Source organism: Bifidobacterium phasiani, from assembly GCF_019331775.1.
Taxonomy (GTDB): domain Bacteria; phylum Actinomycetota; class Actinomycetes; order Actinomycetales; family Bifidobacteriaceae; genus Bifidobacterium; species Bifidobacterium phasiani.
The window spans coordinates 75173-93868 of sequence record NZ_JAHBBD010000004.1 but is presented as its reverse complement, the minus strand read 5'-3'; the positions used below and the strand labels follow the sequence as shown (position 1 = coordinate 93868).

The window sequence follows — 18696 nt, the reverse complement described above, 5'->3', positions numbered from 1 at the left end:
AGCCGTCCCGCGGCCGGGCGGGACGGCATCACACAGAGAGGACCAATCATGAAAACGACACTGTCCGGACGATTGCATGCTCACCTGCCCAAACTGCAGGTGGTGTTCTCGATCGTGCTCCTGCTCTTCGTCTGGTGGGCGGTCACGGCGTCGAACATCGTCAGCGCGCTGTATCTGCCCTCGCCCGCGGCGGTGTGGGACGCGTTCGTCGACGCCAACACCTGCCATCCGATCGCCGAGGGCTCCGCCCGCATCGTGTGCGGTTCCCAGGAGTACTTCCTGTGGCAGCATCTGCTGATGAGCCTGTTCCGCATCGCCGTCGGCCTGGTCGCAGCGGTCGCGGCGGGCGTGCTCATCGGCTTCGTGCTGGGCATGATGCCGATCGTCAACCGCATCGTGTCGCCGTACATCAATTTCCTGCGCATGCTGCCGCCGCTGGGCTACATCGGTCTGCTGATCGTCTGGTTCGGCATCGGCGACGCCACGAAGATCTGGCTGCTGTTCCTCGCCGCGTTCCCGCCGATCACCATCTCGACGGTGCAGGGCATCGAGGGGGTGAACCGCGACCGGGTCAACGCCGCGTTGTCGCTGGGGGCCAGCAGGGTGCAGGCGGTGCTGCATGTGGTGCTGCCCAGCGCGTTGCCGTCGATCATGAACGGCATCCGCATCGCCACCGGCTTCGCGTGGACCACCGTCGTCGCGGCCGAGCTCAACAACGGCATTCCCGGCATCGGCGCGCTCGCCTACCTTTCCGGCACCCAGCTGGACACGCCGCTGACCATCGCCTGCATCATCGTCATCGGCGTGGCGGCCGTGCTGCTCGACTGGCTGATCCGCGCCATCACCCGACTCATCATTCCGTGGGAGGGCAAGGACTGAGGTCCGCCTCACGACAAGCGTAAGGAGACAAAGGTATGATCACGCACACTTGCACCCGATCGGCGGTGGCGGCGACCGCGGCGGCGCTCGTCGCGGCGCTGTCCCTCGGCGGATGCGCCGTCATGCAGAAGGCGAGCGTGCTCGCCGGCATCGACGCCTCGGACGACGTCGAATGCCCGGTCGCGGTGAACACCGACTTCACCGGCACCATGCGCATCGCCTACCAGCAGATCGCCAACGCCGACCTGCTGGTCAAGGACCGCGGCCTGCTGGAGGCCTGCATGCCGAACGCCACGATCCAATGGAGTCAGTTCTCATCCGGCGGCGACGTCATCCAGGCGTTCGGCTCCGGTTCGATCGACATCGGCCTGGCCGGCTCCAGCCCGGCGACCAAGGCCGTCTCGGCGCCACTGAGCCTGCCGGTGAGCATCGTGTGGATCCACGACATCATCGGGCAGGCGGAATCCCTGGTGACCCGGGACGATGACGTCGAATCCATCGAGGACCTCGCCGGACGCAACATCGCGGTCTCGTTCAGCTCCACGTCGCATTTCAGCCTGCTGTCGGCCCTCGAGCACGCCGGCATGACCAACGAGGACGTCAACCTCATCAACCTCGCCCCCGACAAGATGGTGGCGGCGTGGACCCGCGGCGAGATCGACGCCGCATGGGTGTGGGATCCGGTGCTCGGCGAACTGATGGACGACGACGGCCATATCGTCATGTCCTCGGCCGACACGGCCGAAATGGGCAGCGCCACCTACGACATGGAGATCGCCGCCGACGAGTTCATCGAGCGCAACCCCTCTGCCATGGAGACATGGACGGCCGTGCAGGACTACGCGGTCGGCCAGATCGCCGACGACCCCGAGACGGCGGCGGAATCGATCTCCAACCAGCTGGGGTCCTCGACCGACACCGTGCTCACGCAGTTCGGCGGGTACGAATATCCGAACGCGCTCGAGCAGTCCGACATCTTCCACGGACAGCTCGCCTCCACGCTCAAGGCGACCGCGCGGTTCCTGCAAAGCCAGGGGGAGCTGGACGCCGTGAACGAGGACTACGGCACGGCGCTGTACACGGACGCCATGGATGCGGTCGCCGCATCCGATTCCCAATGACCGGGCGGCAACAGTGAAGGAGAACACCATGGAAACGCGAAAGACCGCGACGGCCGGCACGACGACCGACGGCCAGACCCTGACGTCGGCCCGACGCGAGCCGGCGGTGCGCATCGAGCATGTGTCGAAGATCTACACGACGCAGCAGGGCGAGGAGGTCGTGGCGCTCCAGGACATCAACCTGACCATCGACCGCGGCGACTTCATCTGCGTGGTGGGGCCGTCCGGCTGCGGCAAGACGACGCTGCTCAACATGCTCGCCGGGTATGAGAAGCCGTCCTCCGGCTGGATCCAGGCCAACGCCAAGCAGATCGACGGAGCCGACCCGCAGCGCGGCGTCGTCTTCCAGAAGCCGACGCTGTACCCGTGGCTGACGGTGAAGGGCAACGTCGAGTTCGGCATGCGCATGCAGGGCAAGTCCAGGCAGGAGCGCAGCGCCATCGCCGACGAGTTCCTCGAGCTCGTCGGTCTGGCCGACGCCGGCGGCCGGCGGCCGTACGAGCTGTCGGGTGGCATGCAGCAGCGCTGCCAGATCGCGCGCGTGCTGGCGACCGATCCGGAGCTCATCATGATGGACGAGCCGTACGGCGCCTTGGACGCGCTGACGCGCGAGAACCTGCAGAACGAGCTGCTGCGCATCTGGCGCGAGCGCAAGAAGACGGTGTTCTTCATCACGCACAGCGTGGACGAGGCCGTGTTCCTGGGCACCCGCGTCATCGTGATGAGCAAGCATCCGGGAACCGTGGTGATGGACGTGCCGGTCGATGTCGCCTCGACCCTGCCCGAGGACGCCACGCCGGAGGACATCCGCTCGGCACCCGAATTCGTGAGGCTGTGCGCACAGATCACCAACAAGATCTACGAGCAGGGCATGTGAACCCGGCCGAGGCTCCGGGGCCGCTCAGTGCGCCGGACCCTGGCTCCAGCCGGCAATCAGGAACACCCTCGTCGGGTTGGCCGGCCGGCAGATCGCGTCGAACATGCGCTCGAAGCCGGTGACGTCGCCGCGGTAGGCCTCGCGTTTGGCCGCGCGGTACTCCTCGCGCGTCACCGGGCCCCAGTCCAGGTCCCAGCCGGCGTCGTGCGCCAGCCGCGACGCGAAGATCCGCAGCGTCATCGCGTTGCCGCCCCTGAACGGGTGCAGGTAGCCGAGCTCGTCGTAGATATGGGCGAGCTGGCCGACGAAGTCGGCGCGGTCGTAGCCGGCCAGGTTGCGCTTGTCGGCGAGCTCCATCGCGATGTTGTGCGCGCCGGTCTCGATCAGGGCCGCCGGGAAGAACGCCTCGGGGTTGCGGGCGCGGCGCCTGTCGTCGACGGCGTCGCGCGCCGTGTCGCGCATGCGCAGCCGGCCGGCGTCGTTGTACACGCCCTCGAACAGGCCGCGGTGGATGGCCCGCAGCTCGTCCAGGTCGCAGGACATCGGCCAGCGGCGTTCGGCCAGCAGCACGGTGCGCGCGAACACGCCGCTGGCCGGGTCGTCGTCGGCGCGGTCGATGAGCCGGCTGACGTCGATGTCCCCGCGCTCGTAGTCCATGGCCGCGCGCATCGTCGCCTCGCTCGGCGCCATCGCTTCCAACGCGCAGTTCTTCAGTGCAAATGCGACTGCGCTCGCACGTTCGGCTGGAGTCATATTCCGATGATAGCCGCATCGGGGGCGGGCGCGCGACGCCGGCGCCGCGCGCGTGGCCCGTGCGGCGGGGCCTTGTGTGGGCGCTGTATGGCATCGCTGCGGCGGGCGGCGCGCGGGCGCGCCGGGTTGTACAATCTGATGCGTTATGGCACGAACCACATCATCCTCAGGCACTTCCAAGCGATCCTCGTCGAAGGGGTCGTCCGCGGGCAAGGCGCAGCCTGCGGAAGAATCACTGGGCAAGCGCGCGCTGCTCGCGATCCCGCGCGCCTTCGGGTCGGCGGTGCGCTCCGTCGCCGGCGTCGGGTCGTACGATCCCGCCTACCGGCGCGACGGCTGGTGCTTCCTGATGATCGTGCTCGCCGTGTTCTTCTGCGCCTCGGAATGGTTCCGCGTCGACGGCGCCATCGGACAGGTGCTGCACGCCTTCGCCTCGGGCGTGCTCGGCGTGATGAGCGTGGTGCTGCCCGTGCTGCTGGTGTACCTGGCGATCCGCCTGATGCGGCATTCCGGCAAGGAGTCCGGCAACCCGCGCGTGGTCACCGGCTGGGTGATGCTGATGTGGTCGGTCTGCTCGATCATCGACGTGGCGCTCGCCTCCGACGCGCCCGGCTTCGACATCACCGCCCTGCAGCGGGCGGGCGGGCTGTTCGGCTTCGTCCTCGGGTCCCCGCTGGCGTGGGGGCTCTCCAAGGCGTTCGCGATCATCGTCTTCGTGGTCGTCGGGGTGTTCGCGCTGCTGCTGATCACCCGCACCCACGTCACCGACATCCCGCAGCGGGCCGGCGAGCTGGCGTCGCGGCTGCGCGGCGGGCAGGGCGACGACGCCGGCAAGGGCGCCGCCGACCAGTTCCCCAACGAGGTCCGCGTCGGCGACGACACGATCGCCTTCGCCGACGGCGTGCCTTCCCATGACGGCGACGCGGCTGACGGCGGCGAGCGCCCCGCCAGGCTCGGGTTCCTCGCGCGGCTGTTCGGCCGCCGCAAGTCCGCGTCCGATGACGGCCGGCTCGAACGGTACGCGGGCGACGATCCGTTCGAGACGGCCGCCAGCCGCCACGGCGAGAGCGCCGAGACCCGTCTGCTCGACACCCCGGCGCCCCGCACGGTCTCCTCCGCGGCCGGCGGGACGACGGGCGGGGCCGTCGCTGTCGGGCATGTCGGCGCCATGCCCGCGGCGGGCGGCGACGCGGCGGCCGGCGACGACCCGTGGGCGGCGATCGGCGAGGACGGGTCGATGACCGATCTGCCCGTGCAGAGCGCCGCGGCCGGCGATGCGGACGCACTTGCCGGCGGCGACGCCTCCGACCCGGCCGACCCGGCCGGCGCGGCCGCGTCCGACGGCGTCGCCGCCGCGCCCGACGCCCCCGACGCGCCGTACGCGCTGCCCGACCTGGGGATGCTCGCCAAGGGCCAGCCGCACGCCGCGCGCACGCCGGCCAACGACCGCGTGATCCGCGCGCTGACCTCCACCTTCGAGCAGTTCAAGGTCGACGCCAAGGTCGTCGGCTTCCTGCGCGGCCCGTCGGTCACGCAGTACGAGGTCGAGCTCGGCTCGGGCGTCAAGGTCGAGAAGGTCATCAACCTGCAGAAGAACATCGCCTACGCCGTGGCCAGCTCCGACGTGCGCATCCTCTCGCCGATCCCCGGCAAGTCGGCCATCGGCATCGAGATCCCGAACGAGGACCGCGAGATCGTGCACCTGGGCGACGTGCTGCGCTCCGACAAGGCGATGGGCGACCCCAACCCGATGCTGGCCGGCATCGGCAAGGACGTCGAGGGCCATTTCGTGACCGCGGACCTGACCAAGATGCCGCACCTGCTGGTGGCGGGCGCCACCGGCTCGGGCAAGTCGAGCTTCGTCAACTCGATGCTCACCTCGATCATCATGCGCGCCACGCCGGAGCAGGTGCGCATGATCCTGGTCGACCCCAAGCGCGTGGAGCTGTCCGCGTACGCGGGCATCCCGCATCTGCTCACCCCGATCATCACCGACCCGAAGAAGGCCGCGCAGGCCCTGGAGTGGGTGGTCAAGGAGATGGACGCGCGCTACTCCGACCTCGAGTTCTTCGGGTTCCGCCACGTCAAGGACTTCAACGAGGCCGTGCGCGCCGGCAAGGTGCACGCGCCCGCCGGCTCGAACCGCAAGGTCGCGCCGTACCCCTACCTGCTCGTCGTCGTCGACGAGATGGCCGACCTGATGATGGTCGCCAAGAACGACGTTGAGAGCTCGATCCAGCGCATCACGCAGCTGGCCCGCGCCGCCGGCGTGCACCTGGTGCTCGCCACGCAGCGCCCCTCCGTCGACGTGGTCACCGGCCTGATCAAGGCGAACATCCCCTCGCGCCTGGCCTTCGCCACCTCGTCGGCCACCGACTCCCGCGTCATCCTCGACACGGTCGGCGCCGAGACGCTGATCGGCCAGGGCGACGCGTTGTTCCTGCCGATGGGCTCGGCCAAGCCGATCCGCGTGCAGGGCTCGTGGGTCTCCGAATCGGAGATCCGCAAGGCGGTCGAGTACGTGCGCACCCAGCGCAAGCCGCGCTACCGCGAGGACATCGAGCAGATGGCCAAGGAGGCGGAGAAGCACGCCGTCGAGCCCGACGAGGAGATCGGCGGCGACATGGACGTGCTGCTGCAGGCCGCCGAGCTGGTGGTCACCACGCAGTTCGGCTCGACCTCGATGCTGCAGCGCAAGCTGCGCGTCGGGTTCGCCAAGGCCGGCCGCCTGATGGACCTGCTGGAGTCCCGCGGCGTGGTCGGCCCCTCGGAGGGCTCGAAGGCGCGCCAGGTGCTCGTGCAGCCGCAGGACCTGCCCGCGGTGCTCGCGTTCATCCGCGGCGAGACGGACTCGCTGGACTCCGGGGGCCCGGAGCAGCAGCAGTTGGATGTCGACTGACGGTCGGGGTAAGGTGAATAGCATGCAGACACAAGACGAACGGACCAAGCCGTCGCTGCTCGACGGATGGAACAGCCCGCCGAACCTGGTGACCTACGCGCGCATCGTGCTGGTCGTGGTGTTCCTGGGGCTGGACATCGCCGCGGGGGCGTGGGGCGCCGACGACCTGACGCTGCGCTGGATCGCGGCGGTGCTGTTCATCGTCGCCGCCTCGACCGACAAGGTCGACGGCTGGATGGCGCGCAGGTACGACCAGGTGACCGAGCTGGGCAAGCTGATGGACCCGATCGCCGACAAGCTGCTTATGTGCTCGGCGCTGGTGGTGGCCTCGGCGTTCGGCGAGCTGGCCTGGTGGGTCACCATCCTGTTCCTGGTGCGCGAGATCGGCATCACCGTGATGCGCTTCTTCGTCATCGACGCCGGCGGCAAGGTGATCGCCGCCGCCTGGCCGGGCAAGCTCAAGACCGTGTTCCAGAGCGTCGGCCTGTCGCTGCTGCTGGTCCCGATGTGGGCGTTCGCCCCCGGCGTCGGGGAGAACCCGCTGTGGCTCGACGCCTACTACTGGCTGACCTATGCGCTGATCTACGTGGCGCTGGTGCTCTGCCTGTATTCCGGCGCCGTGTATCTGATCAACACGTTCTACCGGCCGAAGGCCGGGGCGTCCCGGTGAACGCCGGGGCCGTGCGCGCCGCCGCCGCAGCTCTGCCCGACGCGGGCGCCACGCCCGTCGACGCCGACGACGCGGCGATCCGCGCCCGCTGCGACGAACTGGCCGCCTCGCTGCTGGCCGGCTGCGAGCGTGCCGGGCTGGCGATCGCGACCGCGGAGTCGCTGACCGGGGGGCTGCTCGCCGACGCGTTCGTGCGCATTCCCGGCGCCTCCCGCGTGTTCCTGGGGTCGGCGGTGACCTACGACATCGCGGCCAAGGCGTCGCTGCTCGGCGTGGACCGCGGTCTGCTGGGCCGCGAGGGCGCCGTGCACCCGGAGGTGGCCCGGCAGATGGCCGTCGGGGCGGCGCGGCTGTACACGCAGCCGGGGCGGCGCGGCCGCGTGCTCGGCCTGTCGACGACCGGCGTGGCCGGCCCCGGTCCCGACGGCGACAAGCCGGCCGGCCTGGTGTATCTGGGGTTCTGCGTGCCGGATGCGGGCGACGCCGCGGCGCGGCCGCGGACGGAGGCCGTCGAGCTGCGGCTGGCCGGCGACCGCCCCCATATCCGGCTGCTGACGGTATTGCGCGTTCTGGAAAATGTGAGCCGATTCACAGTGTTTTCACAGGAATAAACCGGGGTCCGCGGTGTTGTTCTTATTGGAACGAGAACGTACTGAGCCGAAAAGGATGACGCCATGGAAACGATGACCCGCACGACCGAACAGGTCGAACGCAAGAACGCGACGCCCGCGCCCGTGAAGGCCGGTACCGCGAGGATGCGCGACCTGACCCCGGCGCAGCGCAGGGCGGTGATGTTCGCCCAGCAGCAGGTGCTCAAGGCGCGCGCCGCCAAGAAGGCCAAGGACGAGCGGCAGGCGGCCCTGGCCCGCATGTGGCGCGAGGAGGACGCCGCCGAACAGACGCGTTCGCGCGCCGCCCGCAAGCACGAGGTCGCGGGGGAGACCAGGCACGTGTCGCTGCGCGAGGCCATCGGCCATGTGCTGCGCGACCTGCGCACCCGTGACCACAAGACGCTGCGCGAGGTCAGCGAGAAGGCCGGCGTGTCGCTCGGCTACCTCTCCGAGGTCGAGCGCGGGCAGAAGGAGGCCAGCTCCGAGCTGCTGAGCTCGATCGCCGAGTCGCTGGGGCTGAGCGCCTCCCAGATGCTGCGCATGGTGGCCGACTACCTCGATTCGCTGGAGGCGTAACGTCGGCGGCTCATCCGCGTGCGGGCTTGCGACGCGGCGCCGCGACGGGCACCCCGCCGACCCTGATGGGCGGCGGGGTGCTTGCGTGCGCCGGGGCGCGCCGGCGGCGCTAGACTGGGGCATCATGCGAGAACGGGAATTCTGGGAACTGCTCGAAGAGGTGTTCGGCCGCGGCTACGGCCGCAGCCTGTCGCGCGACCAACGGCTGACCGGCCTGGACGGCATGACCGTCGTCGAGGCGCTGGAGGCCGGCGTGGAGCCGCGCGTGGTGTGGAACGTGCTGTGCGATCAGATGGACGTGCCCGATTCCCGCCGGTGGGGCGCCGACCACAACGCGCCGCCGATGCCGGCCGTGCGCGTCGGCTGACGGCACGCCGAGGCACGCGCGCCATCCCGCCGATTCGAACAAATGTTCGTGTCTTGGGCTATAGTTGTCCACAGTGAACGGCCGCGGGGCGAACCCGCGGTGCAGGGCGTCGGCGGCCCGCAGGCCCGGGATTCCGGGGGGAGCGGCCGTCCGGCGGCGTTGTGGACGGGCGCGCCCTTCGACCACAATGCCGCGGCGCCTTGCATCGCCCGGGCGCCGGTCCCTACGGTGGAGCGTGACGAACGCCATACACAGACATAAGGAGACAGCATGGCTCAGCAGACAAGCGCCGCGGCGAAGGCCGCCGCGGAGAACCCCACGGCGGTTCACGCCATCGATCCGCGCAAGCAAGCCGCGCTGAACACGGCGCTGGCCCAGGTCGAGAAGAGCTTCGGCAAGGGCTCGGCCATGCGCCTGGGCGACCGGCCCGAACAGAACGTCGAGGTCATCCCCACCGGCTCGCTCGCGCTCGACATGGCGCTGGGCATCGGCGGCCTGCCCAAGGGCCGCATCGTGGAGATCTACGGCCCTGAGTCCTCCGGCAAGACCACGCTGGCCCTGCACGTCGTGGCCAACGCGCAGAAGGAGGGTGGCGTCGCCGCCTTCATCGACGCCGAGCACGCCCTCGACCCGGTGTACGCCAAGAAGCTCGGCGTCGACACCGATTCGCTGATCGTCTCCCAGCCGGACAACGGCGAGCAGGCGCTGGAGATCGCCGACATGCTGATCCGCTCGGGGGCGCTTGACGTCATCGTCATCGACTCCGTGGCCGCGCTGGTGCCGAAGGCCGAGATCGAAGGCGAGATGGGCGACAGCCACGTCGGCCTGCAGGCCAGGCTGATGAGCCAGGCGTTGCGCAAGATGACCGGCGCGCTGGCCCAGGCCGGCACCACCGCCATCTTCATCAACCAGCTGCGCGAGAAGATCGGCGTGTTCTTCGGCAACCCCGAGACCACGACCGGCGGCAAGGCCCTGAAGTTCTACGCCTCCGTCCGCCTCGACATCCGCCGCATCCAGACCCTGAAGAACGGCGACGAGGCCGTGGGCAACCGCACCAGGGTCAAGGTGGTCAAGAACAAGATGGCGCCGCCGTTCAAGTCCGCGGAGTTCGACGTGCTGTACGGCGAGGGCATCTCCAAGGAGGGGTCGGTGCTCGACATGGCCCTGCAGGCGAACGTCGTCAAGAAGTCCGGCTCGTGGTTCACCTACGACGGCGACCAGCTGGGCCAGGGCCGCGAGAACGTGCGCCAGTTCCTGAAGGACAACCCCGAGGTCACCGAGCAGATCGAGAACAAGGTCAAGGCCGCGTTCGGCCTGATCGAGATTCCCGACCAGCTCGCCAACGGCGAGGGCGACGGGGCCGGCGACGCCGCGGCGCCCGAGGACGCGGCGAAGTCCGGCGCCGGCAGGTCCGCCGGCAAGGCATCCGGCAAGACGGCGGACAAGACGACCGACAAGGCCGCCTCGAAGTCCTGATGATCACCGCCGAGGAGTTTCTGACGCGGCACGCGCCGCGCATCGAGGCGTCGGGCGTCCGGGACGCCGCCGTCGGTGTTCCGGATGACGGTGCTCCGGACGTCAGCGTCCCGGACGGTGGCGTCCCGGGTGCTGACGTTCCGGGCCGCATGGCGTCCCTCATCGCCGCCGGCGCCGTTTCCGGCGTCGTGTCCGCCGTGTCCGCGGACGGCGGCGCGGGGGTTGCCGGTGGCGGCGACGCGGACGGCGGGTCGTCGCACTCCATCGACGACGTGGAGGAATGCCGTGAGGCGGCGCTTCGCCTGCTGGACGCCGCGCCGCGCCCGTCGGGCGCCCTGCGCCGGCGGCTGCTCGACAAGGGCTATGCGGACGGCGTCGTGGACGAGGTCATCGAACGGCTGACCCGTGTGCGGCTGCTCGACGACCAGGCGTACGCCGAGTCGGCCATACGGTACTGCGCCGGCCGACTGATGGGGCGTCGCGGCGCCGTGATGGAGCTGACGCGCAAGGGCGTGTCCCGGGATCTGGCCGAGCGCGTGGCCGCGGAGGCGGAGGCGCGCGGCGAGTTCGAGGAGGCCGTCTGGGAGCTGGGGCGCCGCTACGCCGGCAGGACCCGCGGCCTGGACCCGGCGGTGCGTCGGCGCCGCTTCTGGTCGGCGGGCGGCCGCAAGGGACACAGCCCCGACGCGCTGCGGCGCGTCGCCGAGGAGCTGTTCCGCGACTAGCCGGTCGGGTCGCAGGACGCTCGAACGATGTGGATTCAGGAAGCCGTTCCGCGCCGGCGGCTCGGGGGAGCGTGGGCCGGGGTGGGCGCGTACGGGCCTGACGGTCCGTTTCGCGGCAAAGGCTAATGAAAGAAAAAGAGGAAAGAGAAAGTGAGACCCCTTATACCCCGGGTTCTGTCGTGCCGCATGCGCGGCACGGATGGCCATCCATCTCGACCTGGCGTCGCCGCCAGGCTCTAGCAGCCTACCCGGAGGCTCGGGCGAGCAGCCCTCGAACGCCTCCTGCTTGGCCTTGCTCCCGATGAGGCTTGCCATGCGGCCGACTGTTACCAGCGGCCCGGTGGTCTCTTACACCGCCGTTTCACCCTTACCCGGCAACGCCGGGCGGTCTGTTCTCTGCTGCGCTATCTCTCAGGTCGCCCTGGGCGGACGTTATCCGCCATCGTGCTCTGCGGAGCCCGGAAGTTCCTCAGCCGTGCCGGCGGACCGGCGCGGCCGCGGCCATCAAGGGGTCTCAGTCCGTCAAGGATAGCGCATGCGCGTCCCAGGCCGGCCGTCCGCGCGTCACGCGGCCGTGGCTGCCCGGCGTTTCCGGCGTGTCTCCAGGCGTCGCGCCCCGCCCCGCGCGACATGTTCTCTTCCCGCGAGTTGTCCGCGACGTCGCCGGTTCGTTCCGCTACAATGAGACGTACCCGGACGGCAACGATGCGGTTCGGCACACACAAAGCGGGTCCGGCCCGCTTGAGCTAAGGAGGTCCACATGGAAATCGTCGTTACCGGACGCCACACGCAGATCAAGCAGAGGTTCCGTGATGTCGTCGAAAGCAAGATGAATCGTGTGACCGCTATCGCCCCGGACGCCGAGCGCGTCCAGATCGTGCTGACGCATGAGGGCAACCCGCGGCAGGCCGATACGGCCCAGCGCGTGGAGATCACCGTGATCGCCGGCCGCACCGTGGTGCGCGCCGAGGCGTCGAGCACGGACGAGTTCAGCGCGCTGGACATGGCGCTGGACAAGCTGACGCTGCGCCTGCGCCGCACCCGCGACCGTCGCAAGGACCATCGCCGCGGCTACACGAACCCGGTGCCCGTCGACATGGGCGCCATCGTCCCGGAGGAGCCGAAGGCGGAGGAGCCGGAGCCCGTCGAGGAGCCGATCAACAGCCCGCAGGCGGCCGTCGCCTCGGATCTCGGCCCCGGCGAGTCCGTGGAGGTGCAGGTCGGGGACACCCCGATCGTCATCCGCCGCAAGCTGCACATCGCCGAGCCGATGACCATCGACGAGGCGCTGTACGAGATGGAGCTCATCGGGCACGACTTCTTCCTGTTCGTCAACAAGGAGACCAACCGCCCGTCCGTCGTCTACCACCGCCACGGCTGGAGCTACGGCGTGTTCGAGATCGACACCCCGGAGAACGTGAAGAAGGACTGACGTCACGGCCGGCAACGGGCCGGTGCCAGGACCGAAACGGCATCCCGCGCGGAGCACCCGCGCGGGATGCCGCGTTTTTGCGTCCGCATGGGCGCCGTTCATGTCCGCGCGGGGTTTCGCCGCACCGAAAATCCCAACGTTCGCGTACTATTGGTCGAGGTTTGCGCCCAATCCCAGCAGATTGGGCTATGCTCGTTTACGGTAACCGACAAGGGAGCGAACGTGGTAGATATCGTTGACAAGGCCCTTCGCATGGGCGAAGGCCACCAGATCAAGAAGCTCGAGAACGTGGCGAAGGCCGTGAACGCGCTGGAGGATCAGATCTCCGCCCTGAGCGACGAGGAGCTCAAGGGCCAGACGGCGAAGTTCAGGCAGCGTCTCGACAACGGCGAGAAGCTGGACAGCATCATGCCCGAGGCGTTCGCCACCGTGCGCGAGGTCTCGGTGCGCACGCTCGGCCAGCGGCACTTCGACGTGCAGCTGATGGGCGGCGCCGCCCTGCACTGGGGCAACATCGCCGAGATGAAGACCGGCGAGGGCAAGACCCTCGTGGCCACGCTGCCGAGCTACCTGAACGCGCTCGAGGGCAAGGGCGTGCACGTCGTCACCGTCAACGACTACCTGGCCAGCTACCAGAGCGAGCTCATGGGCCGCATCTACCGCTTCCTGAACATGTCGGTCGGCTGCATCCTGACCGAGCAGAAGCCGGCGGAGCGCCGCAAGCAGTACAACGCGGACATCACCTACGGCACGAACAACGAGTTCGGCTTCGACTACCTGCGCGACAACATGGCCTGGGAGAAGGGCGACCTCGTCCAGCGCGGCCACCACTACGCCATCGTCGACGAGGTCGACTCGATCCTCATCGACGAGGCCCGCACGCCGCTGATCATCTCCGGCCCGGCCGAGGGCGACGTGACCCGCTGGTACCGCCAGTTCGCCCGCCTGGCGCCCAAGCTCACCCGCGACGAGGACTACGAGGTCGACGAGAAGAAGAAGACCGTCGGCATCCTGGACCCGGGCATCACCAAGGTCGAGGACTTCCTCGGCATCGACAACCTGTACGAGCCGAACAACACCGCGCTGATCGGCTACCTGAACAACGCGATCAAGGCCAAGGAGCTGTTCCTGCGCGACCGCGACTACGTGGTCACCCACGGCGAGGTGCTCATCGTCGACGAGCACACCGGCCGCATCCTGCCGGGCCGCCGCTACAACGAGGGCCTGCACCAGGCCATCGAGGCCAAGGAGGGCGTGGAGGTCAAGGCCGAGAACCAGACCTTCGCCACGATCACGCTGCAGAACTACTTCCGCATGTACGACAAGCTCGCCGGCATGACCGGCACCGCCGAGACCGAGGCCGCCGAGTTCATGGGCACCTACAAGCTCGGCGTGCTGCCGATCCCGACGAACAAGCCGATGATCCGCGTGGACCAGGATGACCTGATCTTCCGCACCAAGCGCGAGAAGCTCGCCGCCATCGTCAAGGACGTGGCCAAGCGCCATGCCAAGGGCCAGCCGGTGCTGCTCGGCACCGCCAGCGTCGAAAGCTCCGAGGTCGTCTCCTCGCTGCTCGACGTGGCCGGCATCCCGCACCAGGTGCTCAACGCCAAGCAGCACGCCAAGGAGGCGGCGGTCGTCGCCGTCGCCGGCCGCAAGGGCGCCGTCACCGTGGCCACCAACATGGCCGGTCGAGGCACCGACATCATGCTCGGCGGCAACGTCGAGTTCCTGGCCGACCAGAAGCTCAAGTCCGAGGGCTACTCGCCCGACGACACCCCGGAGGAGTACGAGAAGCGCTGGCCGGGCACCCTCGCCGAGATCAAGGAGCAGGTCAAGGACGAGCACGAGGAGGTCGTCGAGCTCGGCGGCCTGTACGTGCTCGGCACCGAGCGCCACGAGTCCCGCCGCATCGACAACCAGCTGCGCGGCCGCTCCGGCCGTCAGGGCGACCCGGGCGAGTCCCGCTTCTACCTGAGCCTCGAGGACGACCTGATGCGCCTGTTCAACACGCAGCTCGTCGCCCGCGTCATGGCCAAGGGCCTGCCGGAGGGCGAGCCGATCGAGTCCAAGGCCGTCTCCAAGGGCGTGCGCACCGCGCAGAAGGCCGTGGAGTCGCGCAACTTCGAGATCCGCAAGAACGTCCTGAAGTACGACGACGTGATGAACAAGCAGCGCAGCGTGATCTACGCCGAGCGCCAGGCCGTGCTCAAGGGCGAGGACATCCACGACGACATCGAGCGCTTCATCGCCGACACCGTCGAGAGCTACGTCCGCGGCGCCAACAAGGGCTCCGACAAGCCGTCCGCCTGGGACTGGGAGGGCCTGTTCAAGGCGCTGTCGGCCATGTACCCGGTCGCGCTGACCGAGGACGAGGCCAGGGAGGCCGTCGGCAAGCTCAAGGGCGAGAAGGCCGTGCACGCGCTGCGCGACCGCATCGTCGAGGACGCCAAGGAGCAGTACGCCCGGATCGAGGACAAGCTCGGCGAGGAGGGCCTGCGCCAGCTCGAGCGCCGCGTGGTGCTCGCTGTGCTCGACCGCAAGTGGCGCGAGCACCTGTACGAGATGGACTACCTCAAGGACGGCATCGGCCTGCGCGGCATGGGCCAGCGCGATCCGCTGGTCGAGTACCAGCGCGAGGGCTACCAGATGTACAACTCGATGATCGAGGGCATCAAGGAGGAGAGCGTGCAGCTGCTCTTCCACATCGACATCGACCGCGTGGCCCGCACCGAGGACCTCGCCACCGAGCGCGACGAGGACGAGGCCGTGGACGCCGCCGAGGCCGCGATGGGCATTGGCGGCGAGGGCGCGTCCGCCGACGACGCGACGATCTCGAGCGGCCCGGACGAGGACGGCGCCGCCGCCGAGCGGCCGGAGTCCGCAACCGGTGCCGACGGGCAGGCGGACGCCCCGGCCGAGGTCGGGTCTGAGTCCGCGGAAGCGCAGCCCGAGGCCGTGGACGCCGCCGAGGCCGATTCCGCCGAGGAGCAGCCGGACGAGGGGCATCGCGCCGAGCCGGTGATCGTCGGCCCCGCGCCGATGAGCCACGCCGAGGGCAAGGTCCCGGCCAGCAAGCGTCCGAAGTCCGAGGAGCTGCACAGCCCGTGGTCCGACGGCCGCACGTTCCCGGGCACCTCGAAGAACGCCCAGTGCCCGTGCGGTTCGGGGCGCAAGTACAAGATGTGCCACGGCCAGAACGAGCAGTGAGCGCCCTGGGCGGCGAACGCCGTCCCGCGCGTGTGACGTCCGTCCATGAATGACGCCGCAGGGCGCCGGATTCCAGCGGAATCCGGCGCCCTGCCCGTTTTCGCGCCCGTGATATGGACTCCCCGCCGGCGCCGGAACGCCGGATGGTTACAATGAAGCGCGACGACAACCACCATCACTACCGTGCTTCGAAGGAGGGCATCATGGCCGAGATCACATGGAAATCGATTCTCACCACACTGGTTGCCGGCAATCACCTGAGCGCGGAGGAGTCCTGGTGGTTCGTCGACGACCTGATGCGCGGCAACGCGAACCCGGCGGCCGTGGGCGCCGTGCTGGCCACCCAGCAGCAGCTGGGCCTGACCGCCGAGGAGGTGCGGGGCGCGGCGAACGCGATGGTCGCGCACGCCGTGCCGCTGCGGATCGAGGGCGAGACGACGGATATGGTCGGCACCGGCGGCGACGGCGCCGCGACGGTGAACCTGTCGACGATGGGTTCGGTCGTGGCCGCGGCGGCCGGCGTCACGATCGTCAAGCACGGCAACCGCGCCGCGTCCTCGAAGTGCGGCGCCGCGGACTGCCTGGAGGCGCTCGGCCTGCCGATGGAGCTCGACCCGCGGGCCGTGGCCGAGATCGGCAACGAGGTCGGCATCACCTTCGCCTTCGCCAAGGTCTTCCACCCCGCGATGCGCTACGTCGGCCCGGTGCGTTCGGCGCTGGGCGTGCCGTGCGTGTTCAACGTGCTCGGCCCGCTGACCAACCCCGCCAACCCCGACCATGTGGCCATCGGCTGCGCCAACCGCGCCGTCAGCCCGATCATGGCGCAGGTGTACGCGTCGCGCGGGCAGAGCGGCATGGTCTACACCTCGCACGAGGGCCTCGACGAGCTGGCGCCGACCGGCCCGGTCAGCGTGTGGGAGATCCGCGACGGCCGGGTGAGCGAGACCGAGTTCGACCCGACCGTCGAGCTGGGCCTGGCGCACGTGACGCTGGACGACCTGCGCGGCGGCGAGCCGGCCGTCAACGCGCAGGCGATGCTGGACTTCCTCGGCGGCAAGGCCGTGCCCTTCCGCACGACCGCGCTGCTCAACGCCGCGTCCGCGATTGTCGCCGACGCGCGCCGCCTGCCCGACCCGGACGCGACGCTGGCCCAGCGCTTCCGCGACGCCTACGCGATGGCCGAGGCCGCCGTGGACTCCGGCGCCGCGGCGGACCTGCTGCGCCGCTGGCTCGACACGGCCCGGTCCAAGGCGTCCCGGGCCTGATTTCGGCGACATCCCCCGCGAACAACGTACATCCCGCAACTGAGGGGTGTACGTTGTTGCATATGGAGGCGCCGCGCCCGCGCGGGCGGCGGCGCGAGAGGACGGAGGAAGCCATGGCGGGGGAGTCGTACCGGATCGCGGTGTGCGACGACAGCGCGGCCGACGCCGGCTACGTGCGCACGCTCGTCGAGCGGTGGGCCGGGCGGCGCGGCGTCGCGGCCGACGTCGAGACGTTCCCCTCCGCCGAACGATTCCTGTTCCGCTACGGCGAGGACAAGGCCTGGGACATCCTGCTGCTCGACGTGGAGATGGGCGCGATGGACGGCGTCACGCTGGCCAGGCAGATCCGGCGCGACAGCCACGCGGTCCAGATCGTGTTCGTCACCGGCTACACCGAGTACATCGCCGACGGCTATGACGTGGAGGCGCTGCACTACCTGGTCAAGCCGATCGACGAGAACAAGCTGGCGACGGTGCTCGACCGCGCCGCGGCGCGGCTGCGCACCGACGAACGGTGCATCGACGTGCACGCCGACGGCGGCACCGCGCGGGTGCCGATGCGCCTGATCCGCTACCTCGACGTGCGCGGCAACTACGTGACGATCCACGCCGACCGCGACTACACCGCCAAACGCTCGCTGAGCGACGCGGCGCGCGACCTCGACGACCGGTTCGTGCGCGTCGGCAGGGGACTGGTCGTCAACCTCGCGGCGGTGCGGCGGGTCACCAGGACGACGGTGCTGCTGGACGACGGCACCGAGCTGCGGCTGCCGCGCGGCGCCTACGAGACGCTCAACCGCGCGATCATCACGCACGGCTGACGGCCGACCGCCGCCGACCGGCGGCGCGGCACGGAAGGGGAGGACATGGGATTGACGCGATGGCTGCGCGACCGGCGCGTCAGGCGCGACCTCGAGGACTACCAGCGCGAGGTGCTCGACACGCACTACCGCGAGGTGGAGTCGATGTACCGGCGGATGCGCATGTGGCGGCACGACTGGCGCAACCACATCCAGACGATGAAGATCCTCGCCGCCCAGGGCGACGTCGACGCGGTCCGCGAGTACCTGGACGGGCTGGACGACGACCTGACCGCGCTCGACATGCGCGTCAAGACCGGCAACACGATGGCGGACGCGATCATCAACAGCAAGATGTCGCTCGCCGCCGAGCACGGCATCGACGTGCACGTGGACGCGAACATCCCGGTGCGCCTGGACATCCCGGACATCGACCTGTGCTGCATCATCGGCAACCTGTTCGACAACGCCATCGAGGCGAACGACCCGCTGCCGCCGGAGAGCCGGATGATCCGCGTCTACATGGACATGAAGGGCTCGATGCTGTACCTCTCGTTCACCAACGCCACCGCGTCGGCCAAACGGACCAAGGTGGGCGGCCGGTTCCGCAGCACCAAGCGCGCGAAGGGCCACGGCTACGGGCTGATGCACGTCGACGCCATCGTCGACCGGCTCGACGGTTACCTGAACCGCAACTCCGAGGACGGCGCCTTCACCACCGAGATCCTGCTGCCGCAGGGCGGCTGAGCGCCGGGCGAGTGCGGTGACGGCAGGTGCGTCGGCACCGACCCGCAGCAGTCGCCGAGCGTCAGGCGCATGCGGCTGCCGCGGGGCGCCGGCGCCGGTTGTCCCGTTTGTCCGGTTTATTTGTCCGCGCCGTCCGCCCGCTCGCCAACGTCATTGCCCCGTCTGTTGCACGCTTCCGCTCTCCCTCCCGTTCGGCGGCCTCCCTAACTCGCGCGTGTCGTCACCGGGAACGTGCGGTTCGTCACCCAGGACGCACGGCGGCGACGTCGGACGCGATATAACGTATTC

15 protein-coding genes, 1 other RNA gene and 2 pseudogenes are annotated in these 18696 nt (G+C 69.5%); 16 read left to right on the top strand and 2 right to left on the bottom strand.

Going from position 1 to position 18696, the window contains the following annotated elements:
- The first annotated feature begins 48 nt into the window (after positions 1 to 48).
- The 3 genes from KIH73_RS02910 to KIH73_RS02900 are packed head-to-tail and all read left to right on the top strand — an operon-like array spanning position 49 to position 2877.
- Positions 49 to 879 carry an ABC transporter permease gene (locus tag KIH73_RS02910; RefSeq protein WP_219080360.1) on the top strand — a complete coding sequence of 277 codons (831 nt, stop codon included), beginning with the start codon at positions 49 to 51 and terminating at the stop codon, positions 877 to 879.
- Between the two features lie 35 nt (positions 880 to 914).
- A complete protein-coding gene (locus tag KIH73_RS02905; RefSeq protein ID WP_219080358.1) occupies positions 915 to 2000 on the top strand; it encodes a taurine ABC transporter substrate-binding protein in 1086 nt (361 codons plus the stop codon).
- Between the two features lie 28 nt (positions 2001 to 2028).
- On the top strand, positions 2029 to 2877 hold the full coding sequence (locus KIH73_RS02900; RefSeq protein ID WP_219080355.1) for an ABC transporter ATP-binding protein: 849 nt from the start codon (positions 2029 to 2031) through the stop codon (positions 2875 to 2877).
- Positions 2878 to 2901: 24 nt separating this feature from the next.
- Here KIH73_RS02900 and KIH73_RS02895 read toward each other — a convergent pair whose 3' ends face one another.
- Complete coding sequence (locus KIH73_RS02895) at positions 2902 to 3567, bottom strand: Fic/DOC family protein (RefSeq protein WP_219080426.1); 666 nt, start codon at positions 3565 to 3567, stop codon at positions 2902 to 2904.
- A gap of 208 nt (positions 3568 to 3775) precedes the next feature.
- Between KIH73_RS02895 and KIH73_RS02890 the strand changes: the two genes are divergently transcribed.
- The 7 genes from KIH73_RS02890 to KIH73_RS02860 all read left to right on the top strand — a co-directional run bounded on the left by KIH73_RS02890 (position 3776) and on the right by KIH73_RS02860 (position 10954).
- A complete protein-coding gene (locus KIH73_RS02890; RefSeq protein WP_219080353.1) occupies positions 3776 to 6529 on the top strand; it encodes a DNA translocase FtsK in 2754 nt (917 codons plus the stop codon).
- Positions 6530 to 6551: 22 nt separating this feature from the next.
- On the top strand, positions 6552 to 7199 hold the full coding sequence (gene pgsA, locus KIH73_RS02885) for a CDP-diacylglycerol--glycerol-3-phosphate 3-phosphatidyltransferase (RefSeq protein ID WP_219080351.1): 648 nt from the start codon (positions 6552 to 6554) through the stop codon (positions 7197 to 7199).
- 77 nt (positions 7200 to 7276) lie between these two features.
- Complete coding sequence (locus KIH73_RS02880) at positions 7277 to 7810, top strand: CinA family protein (protein WP_219080424.1); 534 nt, start codon at positions 7277 to 7279, stop codon at positions 7808 to 7810.
- A gap of 63 nt (positions 7811 to 7873) precedes the next feature.
- Positions 7874 to 8386, top strand: coding sequence for a helix-turn-helix domain-containing protein (locus KIH73_RS02875; protein ID WP_219080350.1), 513 nt, complete (start codon positions 7874 to 7876; stop codon positions 8384 to 8386).
- 124 nt (positions 8387 to 8510) lie between these two features.
- Positions 8511 to 8753 (top strand): DUF3046 domain-containing protein, encoded by a 243-nt coding sequence (locus KIH73_RS02870; RefSeq protein ID WP_219080348.1) that lies wholly within the window; start codon positions 8511 to 8513, stop codon positions 8751 to 8753.
- A 270-nt stretch (positions 8754 to 9023) separates the two neighbouring features.
- Complete coding sequence (recA, locus tag KIH73_RS02865; protein ID WP_236022542.1) at positions 9024 to 10229, top strand: recombinase RecA; 1206 nt, start codon at positions 9024 to 9026, stop codon at positions 10227 to 10229.
- Positions 10229 to 10954, top strand: coding sequence for a regulatory protein RecX (locus tag KIH73_RS02860; protein WP_420830211.1), 726 nt, complete (start codon positions 10229 to 10231; stop codon positions 10952 to 10954). Before recA ends, KIH73_RS02860 begins: the two co-directional genes overlap by 1 nt.
- A gap of 147 nt (positions 10955 to 11101) precedes the next feature.
- On the opposite strand, the gene rnpB is transcribed toward KIH73_RS02860, so the two are convergent.
- Positions 11102 to 11471: RNase P RNA component class A (gene rnpB, locus KIH73_RS02855), an RNA gene on the bottom strand.
- Between the two features lie 243 nt (positions 11472 to 11714).
- Here rnpB and hpf point away from each other — a divergent pair.
- From hpf to KIH73_RS02830, 6 genes and pseudogenes are all read left to right on the top strand, one after another.
- On the top strand, positions 11715 to 12386 hold the full coding sequence (hpf, locus tag KIH73_RS02850) for a ribosome hibernation-promoting factor, HPF/YfiA family (RefSeq protein WP_219080344.1): 672 nt from the start codon (positions 11715 to 11717) through the stop codon (positions 12384 to 12386).
- Positions 12387 to 12608: 222 nt separating this feature from the next.
- Positions 12609 to 15245: pseudogene (gene secA, locus KIH73_RS02845) on the top strand (preprotein translocase subunit SecA); the annotation flags it as partial.
- Positions 15246 to 15413: 168 nt separating this feature from the next.
- Positions 15414 to 15596: pseudogene (locus tag KIH73_RS11260) on the top strand (SEC-C metal-binding domain-containing protein); the annotation flags it as partial.
- A 203-nt stretch (positions 15597 to 15799) separates the two neighbouring features.
- Entirely contained in the window at positions 15800 to 16861 is a 1062-nt protein-coding gene (gene trpD, locus KIH73_RS02840) for an anthranilate phosphoribosyltransferase (protein ID WP_219080340.1), read from the top strand.
- A gap of 113 nt (positions 16862 to 16974) precedes the next feature.
- The gene (locus KIH73_RS02835; RefSeq protein WP_219080338.1) at positions 16975 to 17682 is read left to right on the top strand and encodes a LytR/AlgR family response regulator transcription factor; all 708 of its coding nucleotides are present in this window, start codon (positions 16975 to 16977) and stop codon (positions 17680 to 17682) included.
- 45 nt (positions 17683 to 17727) lie between these two features.
- Positions 17728 to 18408 carry a sensor histidine kinase gene (locus KIH73_RS02830; RefSeq protein ID WP_219080336.1) on the top strand — a complete coding sequence of 227 codons (681 nt, stop codon included), beginning with the start codon at positions 17728 to 17730 and terminating at the stop codon, positions 18406 to 18408.
- Positions 18409 to 18696 lie beyond the last annotated feature (288 nt).

Excerpts from the sequence above, each read along its gene's own strand:
- KIH73_RS02910 (WP_219080360.1), top strand. The coding sequence starts at position 49 with ATGAAAACGACACTGTCCGGACGATTGCATGCTCACCTGCCCAAACTG.
- KIH73_RS02905 (WP_219080358.1), top strand. The coding sequence starts at position 915 with ATGATCACGCACACTTGCACCCGATCGGCGGTGGCGGCGACCGCGGCG.
- KIH73_RS02900 (WP_219080355.1), top strand. The coding sequence starts at position 2,029 with ATGGAAACGCGAAAGACCGCGACGGCCGGCACGACGACCGACGGCCAG.
- KIH73_RS02895 (WP_219080426.1), bottom strand. The coding sequence starts at position 3,567 with ATGGCGCCGAGCGAGGCGACGATGCGCGCGGCCATGGACTACGAGCGC.
- KIH73_RS02890 (WP_219080353.1), top strand. The coding sequence starts at position 3,776 with ATGGCACGAACCACATCATCCTCAGGCACTTCCAAGCGATCCTCGTCG.
- pgsA (WP_219080351.1), top strand. The coding sequence starts at position 6,552 with ATGCAGACACAAGACGAACGGACCAAGCCGTCGCTGCTCGACGGATGG.
- KIH73_RS02875 (WP_219080350.1), top strand. The coding sequence starts at position 7,874 with ATGGAAACGATGACCCGCACGACCGAACAGGTCGAACGCAAGAACGCG.
- KIH73_RS02870 (WP_219080348.1), top strand. The coding sequence starts at position 8,511 with ATGCGAGAACGGGAATTCTGGGAACTGCTCGAAGAGGTGTTCGGCCGC.
- recA (WP_236022542.1), top strand. The coding sequence starts at position 9,024 with ATGGCTCAGCAGACAAGCGCCGCGGCGAAGGCCGCCGCGGAGAACCCC.
- KIH73_RS02860 (WP_420830211.1), top strand. The coding sequence starts at position 10,229 with ATGATCACCGCCGAGGAGTTTCTGACGCGGCACGCGCCGCGCATCGAG.
- hpf (WP_219080344.1), top strand. The coding sequence starts at position 11,715 with ATGGAAATCGTCGTTACCGGACGCCACACGCAGATCAAGCAGAGGTTC.
- trpD (WP_219080340.1), top strand. The coding sequence starts at position 15,800 with ATGGCCGAGATCACATGGAAATCGATTCTCACCACACTGGTTGCCGGC.
- KIH73_RS02835 (WP_219080338.1), top strand. The coding sequence starts at position 16,975 with ATGGCGGGGGAGTCGTACCGGATCGCGGTGTGCGACGACAGCGCGGCC.
- KIH73_RS02830 (WP_219080336.1), top strand. The coding sequence starts at position 17,728 with ATGGGATTGACGCGATGGCTGCGCGACCGGCGCGTCAGGCGCGACCTC.